This is a genomic window from Streptomyces sp. NPDC048506 (assembly GCF_040651315.1).
In the GTDB taxonomy this organism is placed as follows: domain Bacteria; phylum Actinomycetota; class Actinomycetes; order Streptomycetales; family Streptomycetaceae; genus Streptomyces.
In genome coordinates this window covers 1-22,464 of the sequence record NZ_JBEZIX010000034.1, presented here as the reverse complement: position 1 = coordinate 22,464, position 22,464 = coordinate 1, and the positions used below count along the sequence as shown (strand labels likewise).

Below are 22,464 nucleotides of genomic sequence, written 5' to 3'. Positions count from 1 at the left end.
ACGGCACACACCGAGCTAGTCGAACTCCAGTACTACATGATCATCGATGGGCCGATAGCCCAGCCGCTGGTAGAGGGCGTTGCTGGTGGGGTTGGCCAGGTCCGTGAAGAGCAGCAGCTCCCTGGCGCCGGAGACCCGGGCGGCCCGGGAGACGGCGGCGGTCACCGCCCCCGCGTAGCCGCGCCCGCGCAGGCCGGGCGGGGTGTAGACGGGAGCCACCCGGGCCATGCCGGCGAGCGTGGCGGTGACCCCGGCCATCGACACCGGGCGGCCGTCGCCCTCCCACAGCGTGCAGCGGCCGTCCGCGATCCGGGCGTCGACCGCGCGCTCGTCCCGGGGCGGCCGATCACCGATCTCGGCGGCGAACGCCGCGAACCAGGCGCGCAGCAACTCGCGGTCGGCGGCGGTGGCGAGCCGGGCCGCACCGGGCGGCGCGGGGACCGGTGGCGTCAGCTCGCCCAGGCGGTAGCACCGGTGCCGCTCGGCGGTGCGCACCGTGCCACCGAACCGCCGCTGCCAGGCCATCGCGAACGCCCCGGCGGCCGCCCGCCCCGCGTTCACCCCCGGGACCTCGGCCCCCTCGCGGGCCAGCGCGTCCACCAGCTCGGCCGCGGCGCCGTCCGGCATCGGCGAGAGCAGCACCGCCCGCGGCGGCGTCCAGACGAACGCGGCGCCCACCGTGCCCCGCCCGCCCGGCCGCCACCAACCGTATGACGGGGCGTCAGCCCCGTACACATCCGCGCCGATCGTCCGCACCGTGGACACCACCGTCAGCAGTACGGTGTGCTCGGCCGGCCGGGCGCGCAAGAACTCCCCCGCGGCCGCCTCGAAAGCGCCGGGGTCCTGGGTCGTCGTCCACGTCATGGCTCGCCCTCCCGCGCCTGCACGGGCGGGCGCAGCTCCTTTTCCCGAACCCACGGAGATCGGGAAGGCCCCCTTCCCGGCCGCCGCACCTAGGCCGTCTCCACCGTCAGGGGCGGGGCGGGCAGGCCGGGGCGGCGCGGCAGGAAGAGGGTGCGCAGCAGGACCCGTGGGGCGACGAGCCGGGCAGGCGGGGCGGTGAGGCAGAAGACGTCCCGGAAGGCCGCGCCGACGACCGGATCGATGGCGGCGCGGGCGAAGAGCCGGTCGATGTACCAGGCGTTCAGCCGCTCGCCGAGGCTCGCCCTGCCCTCCTCGGGCCCGGCGTACGGGCGGTCCGCGCCGACCGCGGCGATCCAGGCGGGCTCCACGGACCGGGCCACCGCACGCTGCGCCTCGACGGTGATCCCGGGGCGCAACCCCCCTCCGCCGGTGAGCGTGCGGCGCACCGCGAGCGCGCCGAGGGCGGCGACCGACATGCCCTGGCCGTACACGGGATTGAAGGTGCAGCCGGCGTCCCCCAGGACGAGGAAGCCCTCCGGCAGGGCACCGGGGCGCTCGAAGTGCCGGCGGCGGTTGCGGGTGTCGCGGAAGCCGTGCACCGGGGAGAGCGGCTCGGCCTGCACCAGCAGGTCGTGGATGTACGGGTCGCCGACCGTGGCGCTGAAGGCGGTGAACTCGCCCTCGTCCGTGGGCGGATGGTGCCCGCGCACTCCGGACATGGTCAGCATCCAATTGCCGTCCTCGACCGGCACGTAGACGGCGCCGCGCGGGCACTCCGGCCAGCTCGGGACGTTGACGCCGACATCGGGGGCGGTGGCCGGGTCCTTGGGGCGGTACATCCGGGTGGCGTAGGCGAGCCCCGCGTCCACGGTCTCCTCCTGCGGGGCGCTCCGCCCCAGCTCGGCGTACCACCGGGGCGCACGGGAGCCACGGCCCGAGGCGTCCACCACGACGTCCGCCGACAGCTCCCGCTCGGTCCGCCCGCCCGGACCGCCGTCCCGTGACCGGACCCGTACCCCGGTCACCCGGGCGGCGTCCCCGGTCAGGCCGATCGCCTCGGTCGCCTCCAGGACCTCGATCCGGGTGGGCGACGCGGCCGCCGCCCGCAGCACACGTTCCCGCACCACCGCGTCCAGCACCGGACGGGTGATGCTGAGCGTGAGGTGGCGTCGTTCGTCGAAGCGGCGCTGCCACCCGGTGGGCGTGCGGGTGAGCAGATCGCGCGAGAGGTACAGGCTGTGCGCGCCCGCTTCGGTGAGCGCGGCGACCGTGCCGGGCAGCAGTTCCTCCAGCGCGCGCTGTCCGCCGCTGAGGAGCACATGCAGATGGCGGGCTTGCGGGACGCCCTTGCGGAAGGCGCGCCCCTCCGGGTAGCGGTCGCGCTCGACGACCGTGATCGCATCGGCGTGCCCCACCAGGGCCGTGGCGGCCAGCATCCCGGCGAGCCCGCCACCGATCACGATCGCGGTGCGCCCGCCATTGGAGTGCTCTGCCATCCCCACCTCGCTCCCCCACAGGGACCGTCCGACCGCCGGACGGGCCGCTCGTCGCCGTGCCCGGAACCCATTTGCCATGCCCGCGTCCGCTCGCCGAGCCCAGAGAGGGCACCGTCCGCGGAAGCCGATCACCACCGGATCTCAGACTTCAGCGCGCCCCGCTTGCATGTCAACACCGCCTGGCGGCAATGGAATAGACGTCCCATCAGATTCGTCGGCGGCTCACGCCACTCCGTTGCGGAGGGTCGTCCGCCCGCGCCTCCCTCGTGCCACCCCCGTTCCTGACATCCCGATTTGGCGCGCGCGTGCGTCTAGACTCCCGGCTGCGGACGCCCCGTCCGCAAACGGTCTCACCAGCGAGGGATTCAAGGACGCTTGTGACATTCCAGCAGGTTTCCGAGCCGTATGACGCATATGACGTACTCGTCGTCGGTGGGACGGGTGTGGACACGAACGTGCCGGTCGGCGCGCTGCCGGTACCCCCGGCCGACTCCCATCCGGTCCCGCCCATCCACGAAGGTGCGGGGCACACCGGCACCGGCGTCGCACTGGGTTGCGCGGCGCTCGGGCTGGCCACCGGGCTGGTGGACTTCCTCGGCGACGACCACCCGGGCAGTCTCGTCCGTGAGCGGCTGTCCGGCACCGGTGTCGACTTCCGGCCGCTGATCTCGCCGCACGGCACCCGGCGCGCGGTCAACCTCGTCTCACCCGACGGCCACCGGATGTCCTTCTACGACGCCCGGGACCCGCACGACCTGCGGATGCCGCCCGAGCACTACCTCCCCGTGCTCCGCCGGGCCCGACACGTGCACCTCTCCATCACGCACTTCGCCCGCTTCCTCTACGACGACATCGAGGAGCTCGGCATCCCGGTCTCCACCGACCTGCACGACTGGGACGGCCTGACGGAGCATCACCGCGACTTCGCGCTCCGCTCGGACCTGGTGTTCCTCAGCACGGCCGGGGCGGGCGAACGGATCAGCGACGTGATGCGGGACATCCTGCGCATGGGGCGCGCCGAGGCGGTGGTCGCGACGGCCGGGGCCGGCGGCGCCTACCTGCTCACGTCCAACGACCGCACCCCTCGGCTGGTGCCGGCGGCGGTCCCGCCCGGTCCCGTCGTGGACAGCAACGGCGCGGGCGACGCCTTCACCGCCGGTTTCCTCTACGGCCGGCTGGCCGGCCGACCGCTGGAGGACTGCGCACGGCTGGGCGCCGTGGCGGGGGCGCATGCGTGCACCACGCGGGGCACGCACACCTCCCCCATCGACACGGACGGCCTGCACGGGGTCCTCCCCGAGGCGCCGGTGGCGACCGTCACCCTCCCCGCGCCGCCGCCCGTCGGCGACCCCGGGCTTCCGGAGCCTCCGGAGCCCGAGGTCTCGCCTGCGGGGGCGTAGGCCGCCGCCCCGGCGCACGGGAGCCCCGGGGCGGCGGCTTCAGTCCTTGCGACCCACCCCGGCGTAGAAGATGGTGTTGTTGAGCTCCTCGGGCCCGGGCACCGGGCCGTCCGGCCGCCACAGCGGCACGCGGACGACACCGGGGTCCAGCAGCGCGAACGGCCCGAAGAGCGGCTCGATCCCGGCCCTGGACCGCAGGTTGAGGGTGGCGGTGGCGCTCTTGTAGACGTCCTCCACCCCGGCCCGCGCCACCTCGTCCGTCCGGCCGCCCTCATACGCCTCGTAGGGTTCACCGGTCGCGTGCGACAGCACCAGATGGCTGCCCGCGGGGAGCTCCTCGGCGAGGGCCGCGACGAGGGCGGCGGGGTCCTCGTCGTCCCGGACGAAGTGCAGGACCGCGACGAGCAGCACCGCCACCGGCCGGTCGAAGTCGATCAGCTCCCGGACGGTGGGGTGGTGCAGGATCGCCTTGGGGTCGCGGACGTCCCCGAGCACGAACCCGGTGTCCGCGGTGTTGGTGAGGCGGGCGCCGGCGTGTGTCGCCACGATCGGGTCGTTGTCGACGTAGACCACCCGGGTGTCGGGCGCGATCTCACGGGCCACCTCATGGGTGTTGGGCGAGGTGGGGATGCCGGTGCCGATGTCGAGGATCTGGCGGACGCCGCCGCGGGCCAGTTCGCGCACCGCCCGGTGGAGGAAGGCCCGGTTGGCGCGGGCGCTGAGCCGCACCTGGGGGTGGACCTCGATGACCCGCTCCGCGGCCACCCGGTCGACCTCGTAGTTGTCCCAGCCGCCGAGGTAGTAGTCGTACATCCGGGCCGGGTGCGGCCGGCTGGTGTCGATCTGCTCGACCGGGAATCCCGAGTGCTCCGGGCCCGGGGCGTACGGCCCGAACTCCGGGACGGCGGATTCCGGTGCCGGCGGGGGGACGTCCGGCGCGCTCATGCCGTGCTCCGTTCGGCGCACCGGCCGGGGGTCGCGGACAGCAGGAAGTCGGCGTGGCCGGCCTTGGCGCCCTCGATGAAGCTCACCATTTCGCGGTGGGTGTAGATCAGCGCCGGGCCGTCCGGGTCGGTCGACTGGCGGAGCGCGATCCGGCCGTCCCCCAGCCTCATCGCCTCGACGCACTCACCGCCGTTTCCGCCGCTCCAGGGTTTGTGCCAGCCCTCGGTGCCCAGCTCCTTGGCGGGCATGCCGTTGTAGATGCGTATGCGATCCATGGGGGGTTCAGATCTCCTTGCGAAAGCCACCCAGAATGGCCTCGGTGGTGTGTGCCGGCGCGGCCTGCGCACACATCCGGTCCAGGGCCTCCAGGAACTGCGAGACGTCGTTGCGCTGGTCGAAGTACACGGCTCCGACGAGGCTTTCCGCGTAGGCGATGTCCGGGAGTTCCGGAATCGGGAAGCGGAAGATGTGGAAGGGTCCGTACATGGCGGGGTGCGGGCCCGCGGCGAAGGGCATGATCTGCAGCCGGACGTTCGGCAGTGCGGTGGCCTCCATCAGCCGGGTGATCTGGTCGCGCATCACCCTGGGACCGCCGATCGGGCGCCGTAGGACGGTCTCGTCCATGACCACCCACAGCGTCGGTGCGTTGTCGCGGGTGAGCAGGGACTGCCGCTCCATGCGCAGCGCGACGATCCGGTCGATGTCGGCTCCGGAGGCGTGTGGCATGCCGGCCCGCAGCACGGCGGTGGCGTAGTCCTCGGTCTGCAACAGCCCGGGGACGTAGTGCGGTTGGTAGGCCCGTATGAGGTTGGCCTCGCCCTCCAGGCTGACGAACGCGCTGAACCACTCGGGGAGGACGTCTCGGAAGCGGTGCCACCAGCCGGGCTTGTTGGCCTCGCGGGCGAGCGAGAGGAAGCCCTCCACCTCGTCCTCGTCGACGACGCCGTAGGTCGCCAGCAGCTTCTCGACATAGGGGAGTTTGAGGCCGACCTCTGCCTTCTCCATGCGCCGTATCGTGGCGTGGGTCACGTCGAGTGCCGCGGCGGCCTGCTCGAAGGAGAGTCCTGCCTTTTCGCGCAGGTCCTGTAGTCGCTTGCCGAGCACCACCCGCAGGACGGTCGGTGCACCTGCCGACCGTGGGTCCGCCACGTCCGATCGCCTCCAACTGACTTCAGTGATCAGCAGTGTGTCATGCCGTCACTCACAACGAACAGACTGCACTTACGATTCTGCAAATTACAGAGTGATCCTTGCCATCGGTGACCAACATCGCACATAGTTACGTCGTGGCTTCCTCCAACAACGCTCCTTCGTTAGGGCGCTGTGGCGGCTTCGTCGCCCAGTACCCGCAGGACGCGTTCCACTTGCCGGCGCGGCGCACCTCCGTTCCCGAGGCGCGCAGACGCGTCAGTGCGCTGCTGTGCGAGTGGGGCGCGGATCAACAAGTCCGCGACGACGTGGAGTTGGTGGTCTCCGAACTCTTCACCAACGCGGTACGGCACACCGAGAGCGAGAAGGTGGGCTGTGAGCTCACTCTCGTCGGGACGCACATACGGATAGAGGTCACCGACCAGGGCGGTCCGGGTGTCACGGCGCCGCACGTCCAGCCCGGCACCCTGGATCAGGAGTGCGGACGCGGCCTCTTCCTCGTCGGCGCCCTGTCCGACGGCTGGGGCTCGCGGCCCACCGACGGCGGTCAGGGTCGGATCGTATGGGCCGACCTGCCGTACACCGGCACCGCGGCGCACTGAGGCCTCGATTCCGCCGTTGACGGAATCGAGGCCTCAGTCATGCCCTGGGGTCTCTTCACCCCAGGGGCCGTACCGAGGGGCTCTTCCCCTAGAGCGGCAGCAGATCGGGCCGCTTGGCTTCGACGTGATCACCGGAGGACTCACCGCGCAGCCGGCGCCCGATCCACGGCACCAGGTGCTCCCGAGCCCAGTGGACGTTGTCCCGCCGCGCATCGGCGGCCGACCGCTCCGCCTCCGGGGGCCACGGCTGGTCCGGGTCGGCCGGCACCCGCAGGCCGAGCACCTGGGCCGCGCGCAGCGCCACCCGGGTGTGTCCGTCGGCCGACAGATGCAGCCGGTCCTCGCTCCAGGCCCGCCGGTCCTGCACCGACTTCAGCGACCAGAGGTCCAGGACCGGGCAGTCGTGCCGGTCCGCGATGGCCCGGACATGGGCCGTGTACGTCGCGATCTTGCCGCGCAGATGCTTGAGCACGGGGACACCGCGGGTGTCGAAACCCGTGCAGAGCAGGACCATGCCGACCGACGCACGGAGATCGACCACCGCCGCCTCGTAACGCTCGGCGACCGCGTCCGGGTCCGAGCCCGGCCGCAGGATGTCGTTGCCACCGGCACAGAACGTCACCAGAGCAGGGGCGAGCGCCTTGGCCCGCGGCACCTGCTCCTCGACGATCTGGTCCAGAAGCCGTCCCCGTACGGCGAGGTTCGCGTAGCGGAAGTCCCCCTCCGCCTGCTGGTCCGAAAGCAGGACCGCGAGCCGGTCCGCCCAACCGATGTACACCCCGTCAGGGCCGGGATCCCCGACCCCCTCAGTAAAGCTGTCCCCGACGGCTGCGTACGACCCGATGGCGCCGTGGGCGCCGCTGCTGATGTTCTTCGAATCGTCTGCCACGTCAGGACATACTTCACCTTCAGAAGTGACCTACGCCACCGTAACCAGGGGTTGACGAGGGGTGATTAATGCCACCAGGTCAAATTCTTCTCAAGTTGGAATAATGATTGATCACACATTGCTTCCCGAGCGCTGCGCCGCACTCCCACACGCCTCCATCGCGGCCTGATTGCGTATTGCATCAATGTCGTATGGTCGGAACGTGCCCCGCCTCGCCGGCGAGCAGCGTCGGCGGGCCGATACCTAGGAGCGCCCGTGACGCAGACGCCGCAGGTCCCCCAGGCCCACCCCGAGCTCGCGGAGGTGCGCAACTTCCGCGATGTGGGCGGGCTGCCGACCGTGGACGGGCGTCGCGTACGGGAGGGCCGGCTGTTCCGCAGCGGACACCTCGCCCATGCGACGGAGGAGGACGCGGCATTTCTGGCCAGACTCGGGCTGCACACCATCTTCGACTTCCGCAACGCGGCGGACATCAAGCTGGAAGGCCCCGACGTCACTCTGCCGGGCGTGCGCAACGTGAACATCCCGCTCACCGACCCGGCCGACGGCGCCGAGTTCTGGGCGATGGTGCGCGAAGGTGAGCTGGACCAACTGCGCGGCGCGCTGGGCGACGGCCAGGGCGTGGCCCGGATGACCGCCACCTACCGCCACATCATCACCACGCGTACCGAGGACCACAGCCGGGTGCTCCATGCGCTCGCCGAGGACAGCGTCCCGGCGCTGATGCACTGCGCGGCCGGCAAGGACCGCGCGGGTCTCTCCGTGGCCGTGACCCTGTTGGCGATCGGCGTGGAGCGGGACGCCATCGAGGCGGACTACCTCAAGTCCAACGATCCGCACCGCCGCTACAAGATCCGTCGCTCCGACAGCTCACCGGTGGGGATGTCGCAGGAGGTCATGGAGCTGCTCTCCCCGCTGTTCGGGGCGCATGCCGAGTACCTCTCGGCCGCGTACGACGCGATCGAGCAGACCTGGGGATCGACGGAGAGCTACCTCACCGACGGGCTGAAGCTGGCGCCGGCCACCCGCGAGCGGCTGCGCGACCGGCTGCTGGACTGACACCACACGGGCACCTGCCGGGCGGCCCCGTCACGGTTCGGCCACCCACCCCGCGACGAGCACCAGCCCCGATGCCTGGTGCACCGCCAGGAAGCCGAAGGGCCGGTCGTAGTGGGCCGCGATCCGCAGCGCCTGGTACGGCGGGGGCGGCGGGACGGAGCCGGCGGCGAACGGCATCACCGTGACCGCCGCCGCCCGGAAGCCGAGCGGGCCGAACGTAGCGGTCGCCGCCTGCCGGGCGGCCGCCACCGCGAGCGGGACGTCACTGATCCCCGGGAAGTGACCGCGGGAGGTGTCCGAGGCGGTGGTGAGCCCGAAGAGGTCCGCCCGCTTGAGCAGGTCGTGCTCGGCGTCGACGGTGAACCCGGTGGCGGTGAGGTCGAGACGGGGGGCGCCGTCGTAGCTCGGCACCGTCGTCACCCGCAGCCCCGGCCCGGCGCCGTCGGTCAGCGCCGCCCCGGACACCGTCGGGTAGGCACCGCCCAACGCGGCGACGCCGTGCCGCAGCACCTCGCCGCCCGGCAGCTCCGGTCCGCCGAGCAGCAGGTGGACGTCCAGCCCGTTGTCGCCCTCGACCCGTACGGCGGTCAGCGGGCCGGCCGGTGTGCCGTGCACCCGTACCTGCTCCACGTCCGGACCGGAGCGGCTGAGCACCGTCAACTCCCGTCCCGCCCACGGCCCTTCGTACGCCCGGGACGGGAACGCCGTGAAGGGCTCCCGCCAGGTCGTGCGCACCAGCAGCGCGGTGGCCAGCAGGAGCAGCATGTCGGGGGTGACCTGGACCGGCAGTTGCGCGATCAGTCCGTCGGTGTGCCGGCGGGCCCAGGCATCCATCGCCGCCTGGTCGGCCTCCGGGTCACAGGTCAGCTCGCCGTGCACGCCGGGCGGCAGACCGTTCAGCCACGCGGGGCGCAGCGGCAGGGTGCGCCGGGCCCACAGCCCCAGCGCGGTGTCGACGCCGGCCGCGGCGTCCAGCGCGGCGAGCAGAGCGCAGCCCTCGCGCACCGCGTCCTCGGGATCCGTGCCGAGCGCCTCGGCCAGCTCCGCGCGGGCCGGTCCGCCCGCCGGACCGGCCAGCAGAGCCAGCAGCGGCCAGACCCCGGCCGCGGTGAGCACCGTGCCCTGCTCCCCGACCGTCTCCCGCGCCCAGCGGGCCGTCATGGCGTTGACCGAGCGCACCGTCGTCGCGGCGACCATCGCCACCACCCCCCTCAGCGTCGTCCGCGGCCGGCTGCTTCGGGTCGTCCGCCGTGCCGGAACCACTCCGGCGCCAGCATCGACATCACCACCGCGTCCACCCGCTCGCCCTCCCACAGCAGCGCATCGCGCAGTACGCCCTCGGGGACGAAGCCCACCTTCTCGTAGACCCGGCGGGCCCGCGGGTTGAAGGCATAGACCTCCAACGAGATGCGGTGCAGGCCCAGTTCCTCGAAGCCGTGGCCGACGATGAGCCGTGTCGCCTCCGTCCCCAGGCCCTGCCCGAAGGAGGCCGGTACGAGGCAGATGCGGAAGCCACAGCTCTCGTTGCCCGGATCCCACTCGTTGAGCACCGCTTCACCGATGACGTCGCCGGTCGCCCGCTCGACCACCGCGAGGTCCAACCGGTCGTTCTGGTGCCACCGGGTGTCGTACCAGGCGCGCAGCCGCGTCTCGTCCGGCTCGTCCTCGCCGTGGCTGCCGGTCAGGCGCGTGGCCTCGGTGTCCCGGAACATCGGCAGCAGAGCGGGCACGTCGTCGGCCGTGACGGGGCGGAGCAGGACCCGTTCGCCCGTCAGCGTGGGCTTGCCGAGGAAGTCGGGGGTCGGAGCGGTGCGCACACGGTCGGCCATCCTCGCATTGTGTCCGGCCGACCAGTGCGGTGTCCTCCGGTTATTCCCGTTCGGTGCTGCCACTCAAGCGCGTCGGCAGTGCCTGCTTCATCAGCGTCCGCCCGAAGTCCCACATCAGCCCACCGCCGCCGTGGGCGTCGTCCATGACGGCCGTGAACGCCTCGACGAAGCGGTCCACTTCCCGCTCGCCGATGATCAGCGGCGGAATCAGCTTGATGACCTCCAGATGGTCGCCGGAGACCTGGGTGAGGATGCGGTGCCGTTGCAGCAGCGGGACCACGACCATCTGCGCGAACAGCCCCTTGCGGGCCGCTTGCAGCATCGTCCAACGGCTGCGCAGCCCCAGGGAGGTGGGGCGGCCGAACTCGATGCCGATCATCAGGCCGCGGCCCCGTACGTCGTGCAGCAGCTCGTACCGGTCGATCAGCGCGGCGAGCCGGGAGCGCAGCAGCTCGCCGGTGTGCCGGGCGTTGGCGACGATCTCCTCGTCCTCCATCACGGCGAGCACCGCGAGACCGGCCGCCATCGCCTGGGCGTTGGCGCCGAAGCTGGCGGAGTGGACCAGGACCCGGTCCATCGACGAGTAGACCTTCTTGAAGATCCAGTCCTTGCCGAGGGTGGCGCCGACCGGGACGTAGCCGCCGGAGAGCGCCTTGGCCACACAGACCAGGTCCGGTTCGACGCCGTCCTCGTGCTGGTACGCGAAGAAGTCGCCGGTGCGGCCGAGGCCGGTCTGCACCTCGTCGACGATCAGCAGGGCCTTGTGCCGGTGCAGCAACTCCTGTGCGGCGCACAGGAATCCGGGCGGGGTGGGGTGTACGCCCTTGCCCTGGACGGGCTCGACGACGAAGCCCGCCACATCGCCGCGCTTCAGCTCCCGTTCCAGCGCGGCCAGGTCGCCCAGCGCGATCGCGGTGTCCGGCAGCAGTGGTGCGAAGCCGTCGCGGAAGCCGTCCTCGCCGTTGACCGAGAGCGAGCCGGTGGTCAGGCCGTGGAAGGCGTGGGTGCAGTAGACGATCCGCGGTCGTCCGGTCGCGTAGCGGGCGAACTTCAGGGCGGTCTCGACGGCTTCGGTTCCGCTGTTGCCGAAGAAGACCCGGTCCAGGTGGGGTGCGTGGCCGAGCAGCTTCTCGGCGAGCAGACCGGGCAGCGGCGGACAGTCGAAGCGGGTGAGGTCGGCCAGGTCGGCGTCCAGGACGTCGTGCAGCGCCTGCCGGACGACGGGGTGGTGCCGGCCGAGGCCCATCACCCCGAACCCGGCGAGCATGTCCAGGTAGTCCTGCCCGTCACGGTCCCAGAAGTACGCGCCCTCGGCCCGCTCGTAGACCTTGTCGAAGCCGATCGTGTGGAGCATCCGCGGGAGCTGGTGGTTGAGGTGGCGGCCGTGCAGCTCGTACCGCTCGGCGCCGCGCTCGGCGAGCAGCTCGGCGAGGTCGAATCCGCTCATGGTGTGCGCTCCTTTCGGCCCAGGGCACCGCTGATCCGGCCGGCGATCTCGGCGGGGGTGAGCCCGAGGTCCGCCAGCAGCTCACCGCGCCTGGCATGCGGCAGGAACTGCTCCGGAATCCCGAAGGTGCGCAGCGGCACGTCCACGTCGGCGTCCCGCAACGCCTGCCCGACCGCCCACCCGACGCCTCCGGTACGGCAGTTGTCCTCGACGACGGCCACCATCGCGTACTGCGCGGCGAGCAGCGGGATGGCCTCGTCGACCGGCTTCACCCAGCGCGGGTCGACGACGGTGGTGTCGACGCCGCGCGCCGCGAGCAGTTCGGCGACCCGCAGGCAGACCGGGGCCATCACACCGACGGCGACCAGCAGGACGTCCGGGTGCGGCGCCCGGTGCAGGACGTCGACACCGCCGAACCGGTCCACGGCCGGGATCGGATCGTCCACCGACTCCTTGGGGAAGCGGATCACCGTCGGCGCGTCGTGCACGTCGAGGGATTCGCGCAGCTGGGCCCGGAGCTGGTCGGCGTCGCGCGGCGCGGCGATCCGCAGGCCGGGGACGACCTGGAGCAGGGACATGTCCCACATGCCGTTGTGCGAGGCACCGTCGGTTCCGGTGACGCCGGCCCGGTCCAGGACGAAGGTGACGCCGCACCGGTGCAGGGCGACGTCCATCAGGACCTGGTCGAAGGCGCGGTTGAGGAAGGTCGCATAGACCGCGAAGACCGGGTGCAGACCACCGGTGGCCAGGCCCGCCGCCGACACGGCCGCATGCTGCTCGGCGATGCCGACGTCGTAGACCCGGTCCGGGAAGGCCTTGGCGAACTTGCCCAGACCCACCGGTTGCAGCATCGCCGCCGTGATCGCCACGACGTCCTCGCGCTCGGTGCCGATGCGGACCATTTCGTCACCGAAGACGGACGTCCACGACGGTGCGCCGCGCGGGGCGACGGGCGCGCAGGTCAGCGGGTCCATCACCCCGACGGTGTGGAAGTGGTCCGCCTCGTCCTCCAGGGCCGGTCGGTAGCCGCGGCCCTTCTCGGTGAGGCAGTGCACCAGCACCGGTCCGTGGAAGCCCGCCGCGCGGCGCAGCGCCGATTCGACGGCCGCGATGTCGTGGCCGTCGATCGGGCCGACGTACTTCAGGCCCAGGTCCTCGAACATGCCCTGGGGTGCGAAGGCGTCCTTGAACCCCTTCTTGGCGCCGTGCAGCGTCTCGTAGAGCGGCTGTCCGACGACCGGGGTGCGCTGGAGCACGTCCTTGCCCCAGGCCAGGAAGCGTTCGTAGCCGTCGGTGGTGCGCAGGGTGGCCAGGTGGTCGGCCAGACCGCCGATGGTCGGCGCGTAGGACCGCTCGTTGTCGTTGACGACGATGACCAGCGGACGGTCCTTGGCAGCCGCGATGTTGTTGAGCGCCTCCCAGGCCATACCACCGGTCAGCGCACCGTCACCGATGACCGCCACCACATGGTCGTCCTTGCCCCGCACCTGATTGGCCTTCGCCAGACCGTCGGCCCAGCCCAGCACCGTCGAGGCATGACTGTTCTCGATGACGTCATGCGCCGACTCCGCCCGCGAGGGGTACCCCGACAACCCACCCTTGGCCCGCAGCTTCGAGAAGTCCTGCCGGCCGGTGACCAGCTTGTGCACGTACGACTGGTGACCGGTGTCGAACAGCACCCGGTCCGCAGGCGAGTCGAAGACCCGGTGCAGGGCGATGGTCAGCTCCACCACACCCAGGTTCGGCCCGAGGTGCCCACCGGTGCGGGCGACCGCCTGCACGAGGAAGTGCCGGATCTCCTCGGCGAGTTCGGGCAGGCGGGACGCGGGCAGCGCCTTCAGGTCGCGCGGCCCCCGGATGTTCTCCAGCATCGTCATGTTCGGTCCCCCTCTGATCGTTCGACTGACCGTGACGCCGGGGAGCCCTTGGGGCGGCGGGCTCCGTGCCTGCTCATCGGGTCACCCGCGGTTCCCCGCAACGGTCTCCTTGGCCGCCCGGAGGGATTCCTTGAGGGAGCCCATGGTGGCCAGGACGGCGGTGGGTTCGTAACCGCAGTGCGCCATGCAGTTGGCACAGCGCGGGTCCTTGCCGCGGCCGTACGCGTCCCAGTCGGTCTCCTCGATCAGCTCCCGGTACGTGGGGACGTAGCCGTCGCTCATCAGGTAGCAGGGGCGCTGCCAGCCGAACAGCGAGTAGTTGGGGATCGCCCAGGCCGTGCAGGGGAAGTCCGCCTTGCCTTCCAGGAAGTCCAGGAAGAGCGGGCTGTGGTTGAGCCGCCAGCGGCGCCGGTTGCCGCCGGCGAAGGCCTTCCGGAACAGCTCCCGGGTCTGTTCGACGCCCAGGAAGTGCTCCTGGTCGGGGGCCTTCTCGTAGGCGTAGGCGGGCGAGAGCATCATTTCGTCGACCTTCAGGTCGTCATTGAGGAAATTGAGGACCTCGATGACGGTCTGCGGGGTGTCGGTGTTGAAGAAGGTGGAGTTGGTGGTGACCCGGAAGCCGCGCCGCTTGGCCTCCTTGATCGCCGCGACCGCCTCGTCGAATACGCCTTCCTTTGCCACCGATTCGTCATGCCGTTCCCGCATGCCGTCGATGTGCACAGCGAAGGCGAAATACGACGAGGGCGTGAACAGATCCATCTTCTTGCGCAGCAACATGGCGTTGGTGCACAGGAACACATACTTCCGCCGGGCCACCAGCTGCCGCACGATCTCGTCGATCTGCGGGTGCATCAGTGGTTCGCCACCGGCGATGGAGACCATGGGCGCGCCGGACTCCAGCACCGCCCCGACCGCCTGCGCCACCGGCATCCGCTGCTTCAGCACGCCCGCCGGGTGCTGGATCTTCCCGCAGCCCTCGCACTTCAGATTGCACGCGAAGAGCGGTTCCAGCTCGACGATGAGCGGGAACTTCTCGCGCCGGCGAATCATCTTCTGTTCAAAAAGATAGGTCCCGACCCGGATGGACTGACGGAGCGGCATGGCCATCTGGCTCACCTCCTGGGGAGCAGCAAAGAACGGTGCCATTCGTAGAAGACAGGAAGCATGGAGCGCAGCACTGTGAAGGCTGATATTCCACCGCGCACGGTGCCGATACGTACGAGTTCATGTTCTGGGGCGTCCACGACCACCCGGACGGCCGCAACCGGACGACCGCCGGAGCGCCGGGCCACCCCCAGCGTGGCGGCGGATTCCATGTCCACCGCGATCGCGCCGGCGGCGTGCAGCGCGGCCCGCTCGGGGCCGCGCACGACGTGGTCGGAGCCGCGCAGCAGGCCGCTGTGCACGGTCAGGCCGCGCCGCCGCAGCGCCCCGAGCAGCGGCCCGTTGTCACGACAGGTCACGTCCGGTGCGCCGGGTCGGTGGTCACGGGTGGCCTCGGCGACGACCACGTCGCCGGGGCGCATCCCGGGGGCGAGGCCCGCGCAGAAGCCACTGGCGACGACGGGGGACCGTGCGGTGACGGTCCCCTCGCCCAGCGCTTCGGTGAGGGCGCTTTCGGCCGCCTGGGGGCCGATCCCCGTGCGGAGCACGACCACCTCCGGACGCTCCGCGCCGGCCGCTCCCCCACGGTCACCGCCGCGCAGCGCGAACCGTTCGATGCCGAGCGCACAGGCGATCAGCAGCGGCGGGTCCGCGTCCGGCGGGGGCCGTTTCGGCATCAGGCCCCCACCGTGGCACCGGCCGGTCCCCCGCCCAGATAGCGGCCCAGGGCGGTCAGCGGGAAGACCTGGCGGTAGAGGTGGTAGTTGATGGAGAAGTCCCAGGGGAAGCCGGTTCCGGTGTAGTACGGCTCGTCCCAGGAGCCGTCCTCGCGCTGGGTCCCGACCAGCCAGCGCACCCCGCGCCGGACCGCCTCGCTCTCCCTCTCCCCGGCCGCCAGCAGCGCCATCAGCGCCCAGGCGGTCTGCGAGGCGGTCGAGGTGCCGCGTCCGGCCCACCTCTCCTTGTCCTGGTACGAGCGCTGGTCCTCGCCCCAGCCGCCGTCGTCGTTCTGCACCTGCTCCAGCCAGCGCACGGCCCGGCGGACGGCCGGGTGCGAGCGCGGGACACCGGCCGCGGCGAGCGCGGGGAGCACCGAGCCGGTGCCGTAGACGTAGTTGGTGCCCCAGCGGCCGAACCAGGCCCCGGTGGGCTCCTGCTCGGCCAGCAGCCAGGCGATGCCGCGGCGGGTCCGCGGGTCGTGGGCGCGGCCGACGTCGGCGAGCATCTCGACGACGTGGGCGGTGACGTCGGCCGACGGCGGGTCGATGACCTCGCCGAAGTCGCAGAACGGCAGCCGGTTGGGCAGCGGGCTGGTGTTGTCGACGTCGAAGGCGCCCCAGGCCCCGTTCCGGGACTGCATGCCGAGGTTCCAGCGCACCGCCCGGTTCACCGCGGCCTGAACCCGCTGCGGGTCGGGGTGCCGGACCCGGCGTAGCGCGAGGACCACCTCAGCGGTGTCGTCGATGTCCGGGTAGGTGTCGTTCTCGAACTCGAACGCCCAGCCGCCGGAAGGGAGTTGAGGCCGTCGCACGCTCCAGTCGCCGGGCCGGTCGATCTGCTCGGCGAGCATCCAGTCGACGGCCTTCACCAACTGCGGGTGGTCCGCGGGCACTCCGGCGTCGGCGAGCGCGATGGTGGCCAGGCAGGTGTCCCAGAGCGGGGACTGACAGGCCTCGATCATCCGGGCACCGTCCTCTCGCCACACCGCGAACCTGTCCAGGGACGCGAGGCCGGCGCGCAGCACGGGGTGGTCGAGGTCGTAGCCGAGGAGGTGCAGGGCGATGAGGGAGTACACGGCGGGGGGTTGGATACCGCCCCAGCAGCCGTCGTTCTCCTGTCGTTCGATGATCCAGCGGGCGGCGGAGCGCATCGCGGCGCCGCGCAGCGTGCGCGGCGCGACCTTGTGGTAGAGGTGCAGCGCCCTGTCGAGGCGCTGGAAGAGGCCGTCCCAGCTGGCGGCCGGGGCGAGCGGCCGGGGTGGGTCGGGGTTCTGCGGGTCGACGTGCAGCTCGTCGAGGGCGAACGGCGCGGGGCGGACCGGGCGTTTGGCCGAGACGACGGTCAGCGGCACGATGGTCTGCCGCGCCCAGCACCCGAAGTCGTAGATGTTGAGCGGGAACCAGCGGGGGAGGTAGATGAGCTCCGGCGGGAGTTCGGGCAGGTCCTCCCACCTCCACCAGCCGAAGAGGGCCAGCCAGATGCGGGTGAACACCCGGGAGGCGGCGATCCCGCCCTGCTCGCGGACCCACGCCGAGGCCTTGGCCATGTGCGGGGCGTCGGGCTCGTCCCCGGCGAGCCGGAGGGCGACGTAGCCCTCGATGGTGGTGGAGAGTTCCCCGGGCCCGCCGTGGAAGGTGGCCCAGGTGCCGTCGGTCTGCTGCTCGCCCCGGATGTAGCGGGCCGCCGCTTCGGTGAGCTCCGGGTCCTGGATGCCCAGGAACTGACGGAGCAGCAGGTCTTCGGCGTCCATCGTGACGTTGGTGGCGAGGTCGCCCTTCCACCATCCGTTCGGGTCCTGGACGGACAGCAGGTAGTCGGTGGCGCGTGTGGTCGCGCGGCGGGCGGCGTCCGCCGTGTCCTTGCGTACGGCGGTCCGCGTCTGCGCGGCGGATTCGGTTGTCTCAGCGGTGGCTTCGCTGGCCGAGGGGGCCCGGGGCGGCAGCGCCCCGGTGCTTCCGTCGGTCGTCGCTGTCATGGCTTCCCCTTCTGCAGTGAACCGTCAATGCTCAGCTCAGGGATTCCGTCGGCCGGCGCCCGGCTGGCACCGGCCGGCGACTGCGATCTATTCGGTGTCGATGGCGATCATCTCTCTCGTACGACGACGAAGTCCGCCAGGGCGACGAGCTGTGCACGGACCTCCTCCGGCATCTCGATCTCGTCCAGCGCGGCGACGGCGGTGGCGTGCTGGCGGCGGGCCTCCTGGGAGGTCCACTCCCGTCCGCCGGCCTCCTCGATCAACGCCGCGCGGGAGGCGAATTCCTCCTCCGTGAAGTCGGCGATCTCGGTCTCGCTCTTCTTGGCGTCGGCCGCCAGGATCTGGGCCAGCCGCTCGGAGGCCGGACCGCCGGCGGCGAGCGCGGCGACGACCGGCAGCGACTTCTTGCGCTGGCGCAGATCGCTCCAGGTCTGCTTGCCGGTGGCCTCCGGGTCGCCCCAGATGCCGAGCAGGTCGTCGACGGCCTGGAACGCGAGGCCGAGGTGGTAGCCGTACTTCTCCAGGGTGTCCGCGGTGCGGTCGTCGGCGCCGCCGAGCACCGCACCGATGGAGACCGCGCAGGCCAGCAGCGCGCCGGTCTTGTTGCCCTCCATCTCCAGGCACTCCTCGACGGTGACCCGCTCGCGGTGCTCGTAGGAGATGTCCTGCGCCTGGCCGTCGATCAGCTTGCGGGTGGCCAGGGTGAGCCGGCGGGTGGCGCGGCCGGCGTCGACGGTGCCGAGCTCCAGCAGTATTTCGTTGGCGAGGGCGAAGAGTGCGTCACCGACGAGGATGGCCTGCGCGGGGCCGTGCACCTTCCACACCGTGTCGCGGTGCCGGCGCTGCTCGTCGCCGTCCATCAGGTCGTCGTGGAGCAGCGAGAAGTTGTGCACCAGCTCCACGGCGACCGCGCCCGGGATGCCGACCTCGGGGGCCGCGCCGGCGACCTCGGCCGACAGCAGGGCGAGGGCGGGCCGGACGGCCTTGCCGCTGTCGCCCGAGCTGGGCTTGCCCTCGGCGTCGATCCAGCCGAAGTGGTAGGCGGCGACGGTGTCCATGGGAGAAGCGAGCCGCTCCACGGCGGCACGGAGCACGGGCGTGGCGAGTGTCCGCCCGCGCTCCAGCAGCGCGGTGACGCTCGCGGTGTCGATAGCTGGGGAAGCCGGATTCACGGTTTCTCCTCTGTTTCCGGTGCTCGTGCTCGTGGGAGCGCTCGTACTCGTAGTCATGCCGCCTCCTGAGGCAACTGGCCCTGGGGGAAGCCGAGTTCGGTGAGTGCCTCGCGAGCGGCGGCCGTGCCGCTGCGAACAGCGCTTTCCATGGTCGCGGGCCACCCGGTGGCGGTCCACGCGCCGGCCAGGTACAGGCCGGGGGCTCGGGTGCGGGCGGCGGGGCGGAGCCTGCCGACGCCCGGGGCGGGCGCAAAGGTCGCGGTGCGCTCGCGGGTGACGAAGAAGTCGCGGATCCTGGCGCCCCGGGCGGCCGGCAACAGCCGCTCCAGCTCGGGCAGGTAGCGGGCGCGGAGCTTGGCGACCGGCTGGTCGATCTCCTCCTGCGCGGCGGACTGCGAGACGGCCAGGTACTGACAGCCCGCCCCGTCGGGCAGGCCCGGCAGCCCGGAGGCGTGCGTACGGTCGAAGACCCACTGCACCGGGGAGCCGACCGCGGCGAAGAAGGGGCGGCGCAGCACCGTGCGGTCGTAGACGACGTGGAGGTTGAGGATCGGTGCGGTGCCGATGTCCAGCAGCCGGTCCTTGCCGGGCAGCGCCCCGTCGGGCAGCAGGGCGTGCGTTTCGCGCTGCGGTACGGCCAGGACGACGGTGTCCGCGGTGAGCTGCTCGCTGCCGTGCGGGCCGTTCGCCACCGAGACCCGCCAGCCGTCGTCGGTGCGGTCGAGGTCCGTGGCGCGGGTGCGCAGGGCGATGCGCACCCCGGCCTTCTCCAACGCCGTACGGGCCAGGGCGTCGTGGACGTCGCCGAGCGGGACCCGGGACCAGCCGATGTCGGCGGCGCCGGGAGCGGACAGCAGCCCGGTCTTGAAGACCTTGGCGGCCAGGCCCATCGAGGCGTCGGCGGCGCGGGCGTTGAGGGTGGCGATGCCGACCAGGTCCCACAGCGCCTCGACGGCGCGCGGCGACTGGCCGTACCGGCGCAGCCAGCTGCCGAAGTCGATGCCGTCCAGCGCGGGGTCGGCCGGGTCGAGGCCCTTGAGCGCGAGGGTGGCGCGCACCACGCCGGCCCGCTCCACCGGTGACAGGTGCGGGTAGCCCGCGAGGCTCTGGGCGAGGTGCAGCGGCACGGGCAGCGCGGTGCGGCGGAGCCGGCCGAGCCGCATCCGGTCCGCGTCCAGGACGGGTACGTCCATCCGGTCCTGCAACGGAACCAGTTCCGCGGCGCCGATCCGCTCCAGCAGCGCCCGGTACGCGGTGCAGCACCGCAGGTAGACGTGCTGGCCGTTGTCGACGCTCAGCTCGCCGGCCGTGGACTCGCGGCGGAAGGAGAAGACCAGTCCGCCGAGCCGCGGCCGGCCCTCGACGAGGGTGACCCGCAGCCCCGCGTCGGCCAGCGCGAGCGCCGCGGTCGTGCCCGCGAGTCCGCCCCCGATGACCACCGCGGTGGTGGCGTGCGACGTCATGTGTCCTCCCCCTGTACCGGTGTCATGGACGCAGGCGCCCAGGGGAGGGTTGCCCGCCACGCTGACGCGGGGTCGCCGCTGTCGTGGGCGGCCCGGCACATCATCCACGCCTCCTGACGGCCTGCCGGCGACCGATCGCCCGCGCGTCGAGGCCCGACAGCCCCCGCACCGCGACGAACGCCTTCTCCCTGCCGGGCAGGGAGACCCGGCCGCGCAGCACCGCCTCGGGCTCGGCGGCGATCCGGCTGAGCAGTCGGTGGTAGATACCGGCCATCGCGGCCACGCAGGCGCCGCTGCGCCGGTCGAGCATCGGCAGCAGCTGGAAGCCCTCGGCGAACAGCGCGCGGGCGCGCTTGACCTCGTAGTGCACCAGTCCGGCGAAGTCCGAGCCGGGCGGCGGGACCGGCCGGTCGAAGCCGGCCGAGCAGCCGAACTTGGCGAGGTCCTCGGCGGGGAGGTACGTCCGGCCGTTGCCGGCGTCCTCGCGAACGTCCCGGAGAATGTTGGTCAGTTGGAGGGCGAGACCGAGGGTGTCGGCGTACTCGGGGGCGTGCTCGGCCCCGGGCGCACCCGGTACGGTCCCGAAGACGCCCAGCGAGAGCCGGCCGATGCCCCCGGCGACGCAGCGGCAGTAGACCTTCAGTTCGTCCCAGGTCTCGTAGCTCTCGCCGCGCACGTCCGCGAGCACACCGTCGATCAGTTCGTCCAGTGCGTCGAGCGGGATGGGGAAGCGGGCTGCGGCGTCGGCGAGGGCGACGGCCACCGGGTCGGTGTCGTCCTCGTCGATCCGGCCGTCCTTGATGCGGGCCAGCACCGCCCGGGTGTCCTCCAGGCGCTGTTGCTTGGCGAGGGGCTCCAGACGGCCGTCGCCGATGTCGTCGACCCGGCGCGAGAAGGCGTAGAGCGCCGACATGGCCTGCCGCTTGTCGGTCGGCAGCAGCCGGATGCCGTAGGCGAAGTTCCGTGCCTGCTGCCCGGTGATGGCCTCGCAGTAGCGATATGCAGCGAGCACCGGCGCGGATGTGTGTGCGGTAACCTCCACGGTCCGACTCACCCCTCTCTTCGCAATGTCGCCCCGACCTCGCGCAGCAGGCTGAGCTTGGTCGGCTTGGGCGGTCCAGGGAGTACGTCGTGTTCGGCGGCTGCGACCGCCTGGAGTGCGGCACGTCCGCCGGCAACAAAACCGGCCAGCAGCAGCTTGAGTCTGCCGTGGACGCTACCCACCAGCGGGGTGCCTTCATTCAGCAGCTCACGGGCGCGTTCCGCCTCGTACGCGATCAGTGCGCGCACCGATGCGCCCCCGCTCGGCGCGGCCAGATCGGCCTCGGTGACACCGAAGCGTTTCATGTCCTCGGCGGGGAGGTAGATGCGGTCGCGCCCGAGGTCCTCGGCCACGTCCTGGATGTGTTCGACGATCTGTAGGGCGGTGCAGACGGCGTCGGAGCGGCGGATCCGCTCGGGGCTCGACGTGCCCGTGATGCCGAGGACGAGCCGGCCGACGGGGTTGGCGGACAGCTCGCAGTAGGAGACCAGGTCGCCGTACGTGCCGTAGCGGCTCACCCGCTGGTCCTGTCGGTTGGCCTCGATCAGGCCGAGGAAGGGCTCGGGGGTCAGCTCGCAGCGGCGGACGGTCGGGCCGAGCCGGCGCATCAGCGGATGCTTGGGCCCGGGGGCGCGGTCGCTGAAGACGCGCCCCAGGTCCGCCTCCAGGGCGTCCAGCAGCGCGGGCCGGTCGTCGTACTGCGCACGGTCGAGCCCCAGGAGGACGGCGTCGCCGCCGCCGGGCGCGAGGTCACCGTCGCCGATGTCGTCGACCAGCCGGGCGAAGCCGTAGACGGCCATCAGATCGGCCCGCCAGGCACGGGGCAGGAAGAACGGGGCGACCGGGAAGTTCTCGTGTGCGGCCTGATCGAGCACGGCGCGCGTCTGGTCCCGCCCGTCACCCGTCGCCGCCCTCCGGAGGAGGGCACGACGCGCCCGCTCGTCGCGTCGGCTCACCGGGGACTGCCCGGCGCATTTCGGTGCCGGAGCGAACCAGTAGCCATTGCCGTCACGTCTCCCGTTCTACACCGCCAAGCTAAAACATCCTATTTCGGACACGCCGCAGCTGGCGACGCGCCCCGATCGAGCCCTCATCGCCCTCTTGGGTGAGCATTGCCCGACTTGTACCACTTATATCGTTCGGTACCCGTACAGCTTACGTCGTACAACTCGTCCGCGTCCGAACGGGTACCGAAGCCCGAAGGCAACGATCCGGACAACATCCACCGCGCGCGAACTGTTCCCGGCTCCGGTGCAGTTGACCATCCCTTCACCGAGGAAGGCCCCCGCGAGGCGAGCCCCACGGAGGCCTTCGAGGTGAGCGGGGCTACTTGCCCGTCTCCTTCTCGTAGGCCTTGATGACCTCGTCGGTCGGGCCGTCCATCAGCAACTCGCCGCGCTCCAGCCACAGCACGCGGTCGCAGGTGTCGCG

20 protein-coding genes and 1 pseudogene are annotated in these 22,464 nt (G+C 71.8%); 3 read left to right on the top strand and 18 right to left on the bottom strand.

The window, feature by feature from the left end:
• Window positions 1-15 precede the first annotated feature (15 nt).
• Together AB0C96_RS26185 and AB0C96_RS26180 are read right to left on the bottom strand one after the other, a co-directional pair.
• Window positions 16-864, bottom strand: coding sequence for a GNAT family N-acetyltransferase (locus AB0C96_RS26185; RefSeq protein ID WP_362920386.1), 849 nt, complete (start codon window positions 862-864; stop codon window positions 16-18).
• Window positions 865-953: 89 nt separating this feature from the next.
• On the bottom strand, window positions 954-2,360 hold the full coding sequence (locus AB0C96_RS26180; protein ID WP_362920384.1) for an FAD-dependent oxidoreductase: 1,407 nt from the start codon (window positions 2,358-2,360) through the stop codon (window positions 954-956).
• Window positions 2,361-2,737: 377 nt separating this feature from the next.
• Here AB0C96_RS26180 and AB0C96_RS26175 point away from each other — a divergent pair, with 377 nt between their 5' ends.
• Window positions 2,738-3,760, top strand: coding sequence for a carbohydrate kinase family protein (locus AB0C96_RS26175; protein WP_362920382.1), 1,023 nt, complete (start codon window positions 2,738-2,740; stop codon window positions 3,758-3,760).
• Between the two features lie 39 nt (window positions 3,761-3,799).
• Here the strand turns inward: AB0C96_RS26175 and AB0C96_RS26170 are convergent, their stop codons facing one another.
• The 3 genes from AB0C96_RS26170 to AB0C96_RS26160 are packed head-to-tail and all read right to left on the bottom strand — an operon-like array spanning window position 3,800 to window position 5,854.
• Window positions 3,800-4,705: an SAM-dependent methyltransferase gene (locus AB0C96_RS26170; RefSeq protein ID WP_362920380.1), complete on the bottom strand. Its 906-nt coding sequence runs from the start codon at window positions 4,703-4,705 to the stop codon at window positions 3,800-3,802.
• Window positions 4,702-4,980, bottom strand: coding sequence for a DUF397 domain-containing protein (locus AB0C96_RS26165; protein WP_362920379.1), 279 nt, complete (start codon window positions 4,978-4,980; stop codon window positions 4,702-4,704). Before AB0C96_RS26165 ends, AB0C96_RS26170 begins: the two co-directional genes overlap by 4 nt.
• Window positions 4,981-4,987: 7 nt before the next feature.
• Entirely contained in the window at window positions 4,988-5,854 is an 867-nt protein-coding gene (locus AB0C96_RS26160; RefSeq protein ID WP_362920378.1) for a helix-turn-helix transcriptional regulator, read from the bottom strand.
• 110 nt (window positions 5,855-5,964) lie between these two features.
• On the opposite strand from AB0C96_RS26160, the gene AB0C96_RS26155 reads away from it, so the two are divergent.
• Window positions 5,965-6,456 (top strand): ATP-binding protein, encoded by a 492-nt coding sequence (locus tag AB0C96_RS26155; RefSeq protein WP_362920376.1) that lies wholly within the window; start codon window positions 5,965-5,967, stop codon window positions 6,454-6,456.
• Between the two features lie 88 nt (window positions 6,457-6,544).
• Here AB0C96_RS26155 and AB0C96_RS26150 read toward each other — a convergent pair whose 3' ends face one another.
• Window positions 6,545-7,345: an SGNH/GDSL hydrolase family protein gene (locus tag AB0C96_RS26150; RefSeq protein WP_362920374.1), complete on the bottom strand. Its 801-nt coding sequence runs from the start codon at window positions 7,343-7,345 to the stop codon at window positions 6,545-6,547.
• 255 nt (window positions 7,346-7,600) lie between these two features.
• Between AB0C96_RS26150 and AB0C96_RS26145 the strand changes: the two genes are divergently transcribed.
• Entirely contained in the window at window positions 7,601-8,404 is an 804-nt protein-coding gene (locus AB0C96_RS26145) for a tyrosine-protein phosphatase (protein WP_362920373.1), read from the top strand.
• A 30-nt stretch (window positions 8,405-8,434) separates the two neighbouring features.
• On the opposite strand, the gene AB0C96_RS26140 is transcribed toward AB0C96_RS26145, so the two are convergent.
• The 12 genes and pseudogenes from AB0C96_RS26140 to AB0C96_RS26085 all read right to left on the bottom strand — a co-directional run.
• Window positions 8,435-9,601, bottom strand: a complete 1,167-nt coding sequence (locus tag AB0C96_RS26140) for a serpin family protein (protein ID WP_362920505.1) — start codon at window positions 9,599-9,601, stop codon at window positions 8,435-8,437.
• A 14-nt stretch (window positions 9,602-9,615) separates the two neighbouring features.
• Complete coding sequence (locus AB0C96_RS26135) at window positions 9,616-10,233, bottom strand: GNAT family protein (RefSeq protein WP_362920372.1); 618 nt, start codon at window positions 10,231-10,233, stop codon at window positions 9,616-9,618.
• Window positions 10,234-10,273: 40 nt separating this feature from the next.
• The gene (locus AB0C96_RS26130; protein WP_362920370.1) at window positions 10,274-11,680 is read right to left on the bottom strand and encodes an aspartate aminotransferase family protein; all 1,407 of its coding nucleotides are present in this window, start codon (window positions 11,678-11,680) and stop codon (window positions 10,274-10,276) included.
• Window positions 11,677-13,557: a 1-deoxy-D-xylulose-5-phosphate synthase gene (gene dxs / locus AB0C96_RS26125; protein ID WP_362920368.1), complete on the bottom strand. Its 1,881-nt coding sequence runs from the start codon at window positions 13,555-13,557 to the stop codon at window positions 11,677-11,679. The genes AB0C96_RS26130 and dxs overlap by 4 nt, the downstream gene beginning before the upstream one ends.
• An 81-nt stretch (window positions 13,558-13,638) precedes the next feature.
• Window positions 13,639-14,664: an adenosyl-hopene transferase HpnH gene (gene hpnH, locus AB0C96_RS26120; protein ID WP_362920366.1), complete on the bottom strand. Its 1,026-nt coding sequence runs from the start codon at window positions 14,662-14,664 to the stop codon at window positions 13,639-13,641.
• A 5-nt stretch (window positions 14,665-14,669) separates the two neighbouring features.
• Window positions 14,670-15,338, bottom strand: coding sequence for a 1-hydroxy-2-methyl-2-butenyl 4-diphosphate reductase (locus AB0C96_RS26115; protein WP_362920364.1), 669 nt, complete (start codon window positions 15,336-15,338; stop codon window positions 14,670-14,672).
• Entirely contained in the window at window positions 15,338-17,356 is a 2,019-nt protein-coding gene (gene shc / locus AB0C96_RS26110) for a squalene--hopene cyclase (RefSeq protein WP_362920363.1), read from the bottom strand. Before shc ends, AB0C96_RS26115 begins: the two co-directional genes overlap by 1 nt.
• Window positions 17,357-17,463: 107 nt before the next feature.
• Window positions 17,464-18,528 carry a polyprenyl synthetase family protein gene (locus AB0C96_RS26105; protein WP_362920361.1) on the bottom strand — a complete coding sequence of 355 codons (1,065 nt, stop codon included), beginning with the start codon at window positions 18,526-18,528 and terminating at the stop codon, window positions 17,464-17,466.
• 53 nt (window positions 18,529-18,581) lie between these two features.
• Entirely contained in the window at window positions 18,582-19,991 is a 1,410-nt protein-coding gene (gene hpnE / locus AB0C96_RS26100; protein WP_362920359.1) for a hydroxysqualene dehydroxylase HpnE, read from the bottom strand.
• A gap of 100 nt (window positions 19,992-20,091) precedes the next feature.
• Entirely contained in the window at window positions 20,092-21,045 is a 954-nt protein-coding gene (gene hpnD, locus AB0C96_RS26095) for a presqualene diphosphate synthase HpnD (protein WP_362920358.1), read from the bottom strand.
• On the bottom strand, window positions 21,042-21,908 hold the full coding sequence (hpnC, locus tag AB0C96_RS26090) for a squalene synthase HpnC (RefSeq protein WP_362920356.1): 867 nt from the start codon (window positions 21,906-21,908) through the stop codon (window positions 21,042-21,044). The genes hpnD and hpnC overlap by 4 nt, the downstream gene beginning before the upstream one ends.
• 451 nt (window positions 21,909-22,359) lie before the next feature.
• Window positions 22,360-22,464, bottom strand: a pseudogene (locus AB0C96_RS26085) (ABC transporter ATP-binding protein); the annotation flags it as partial.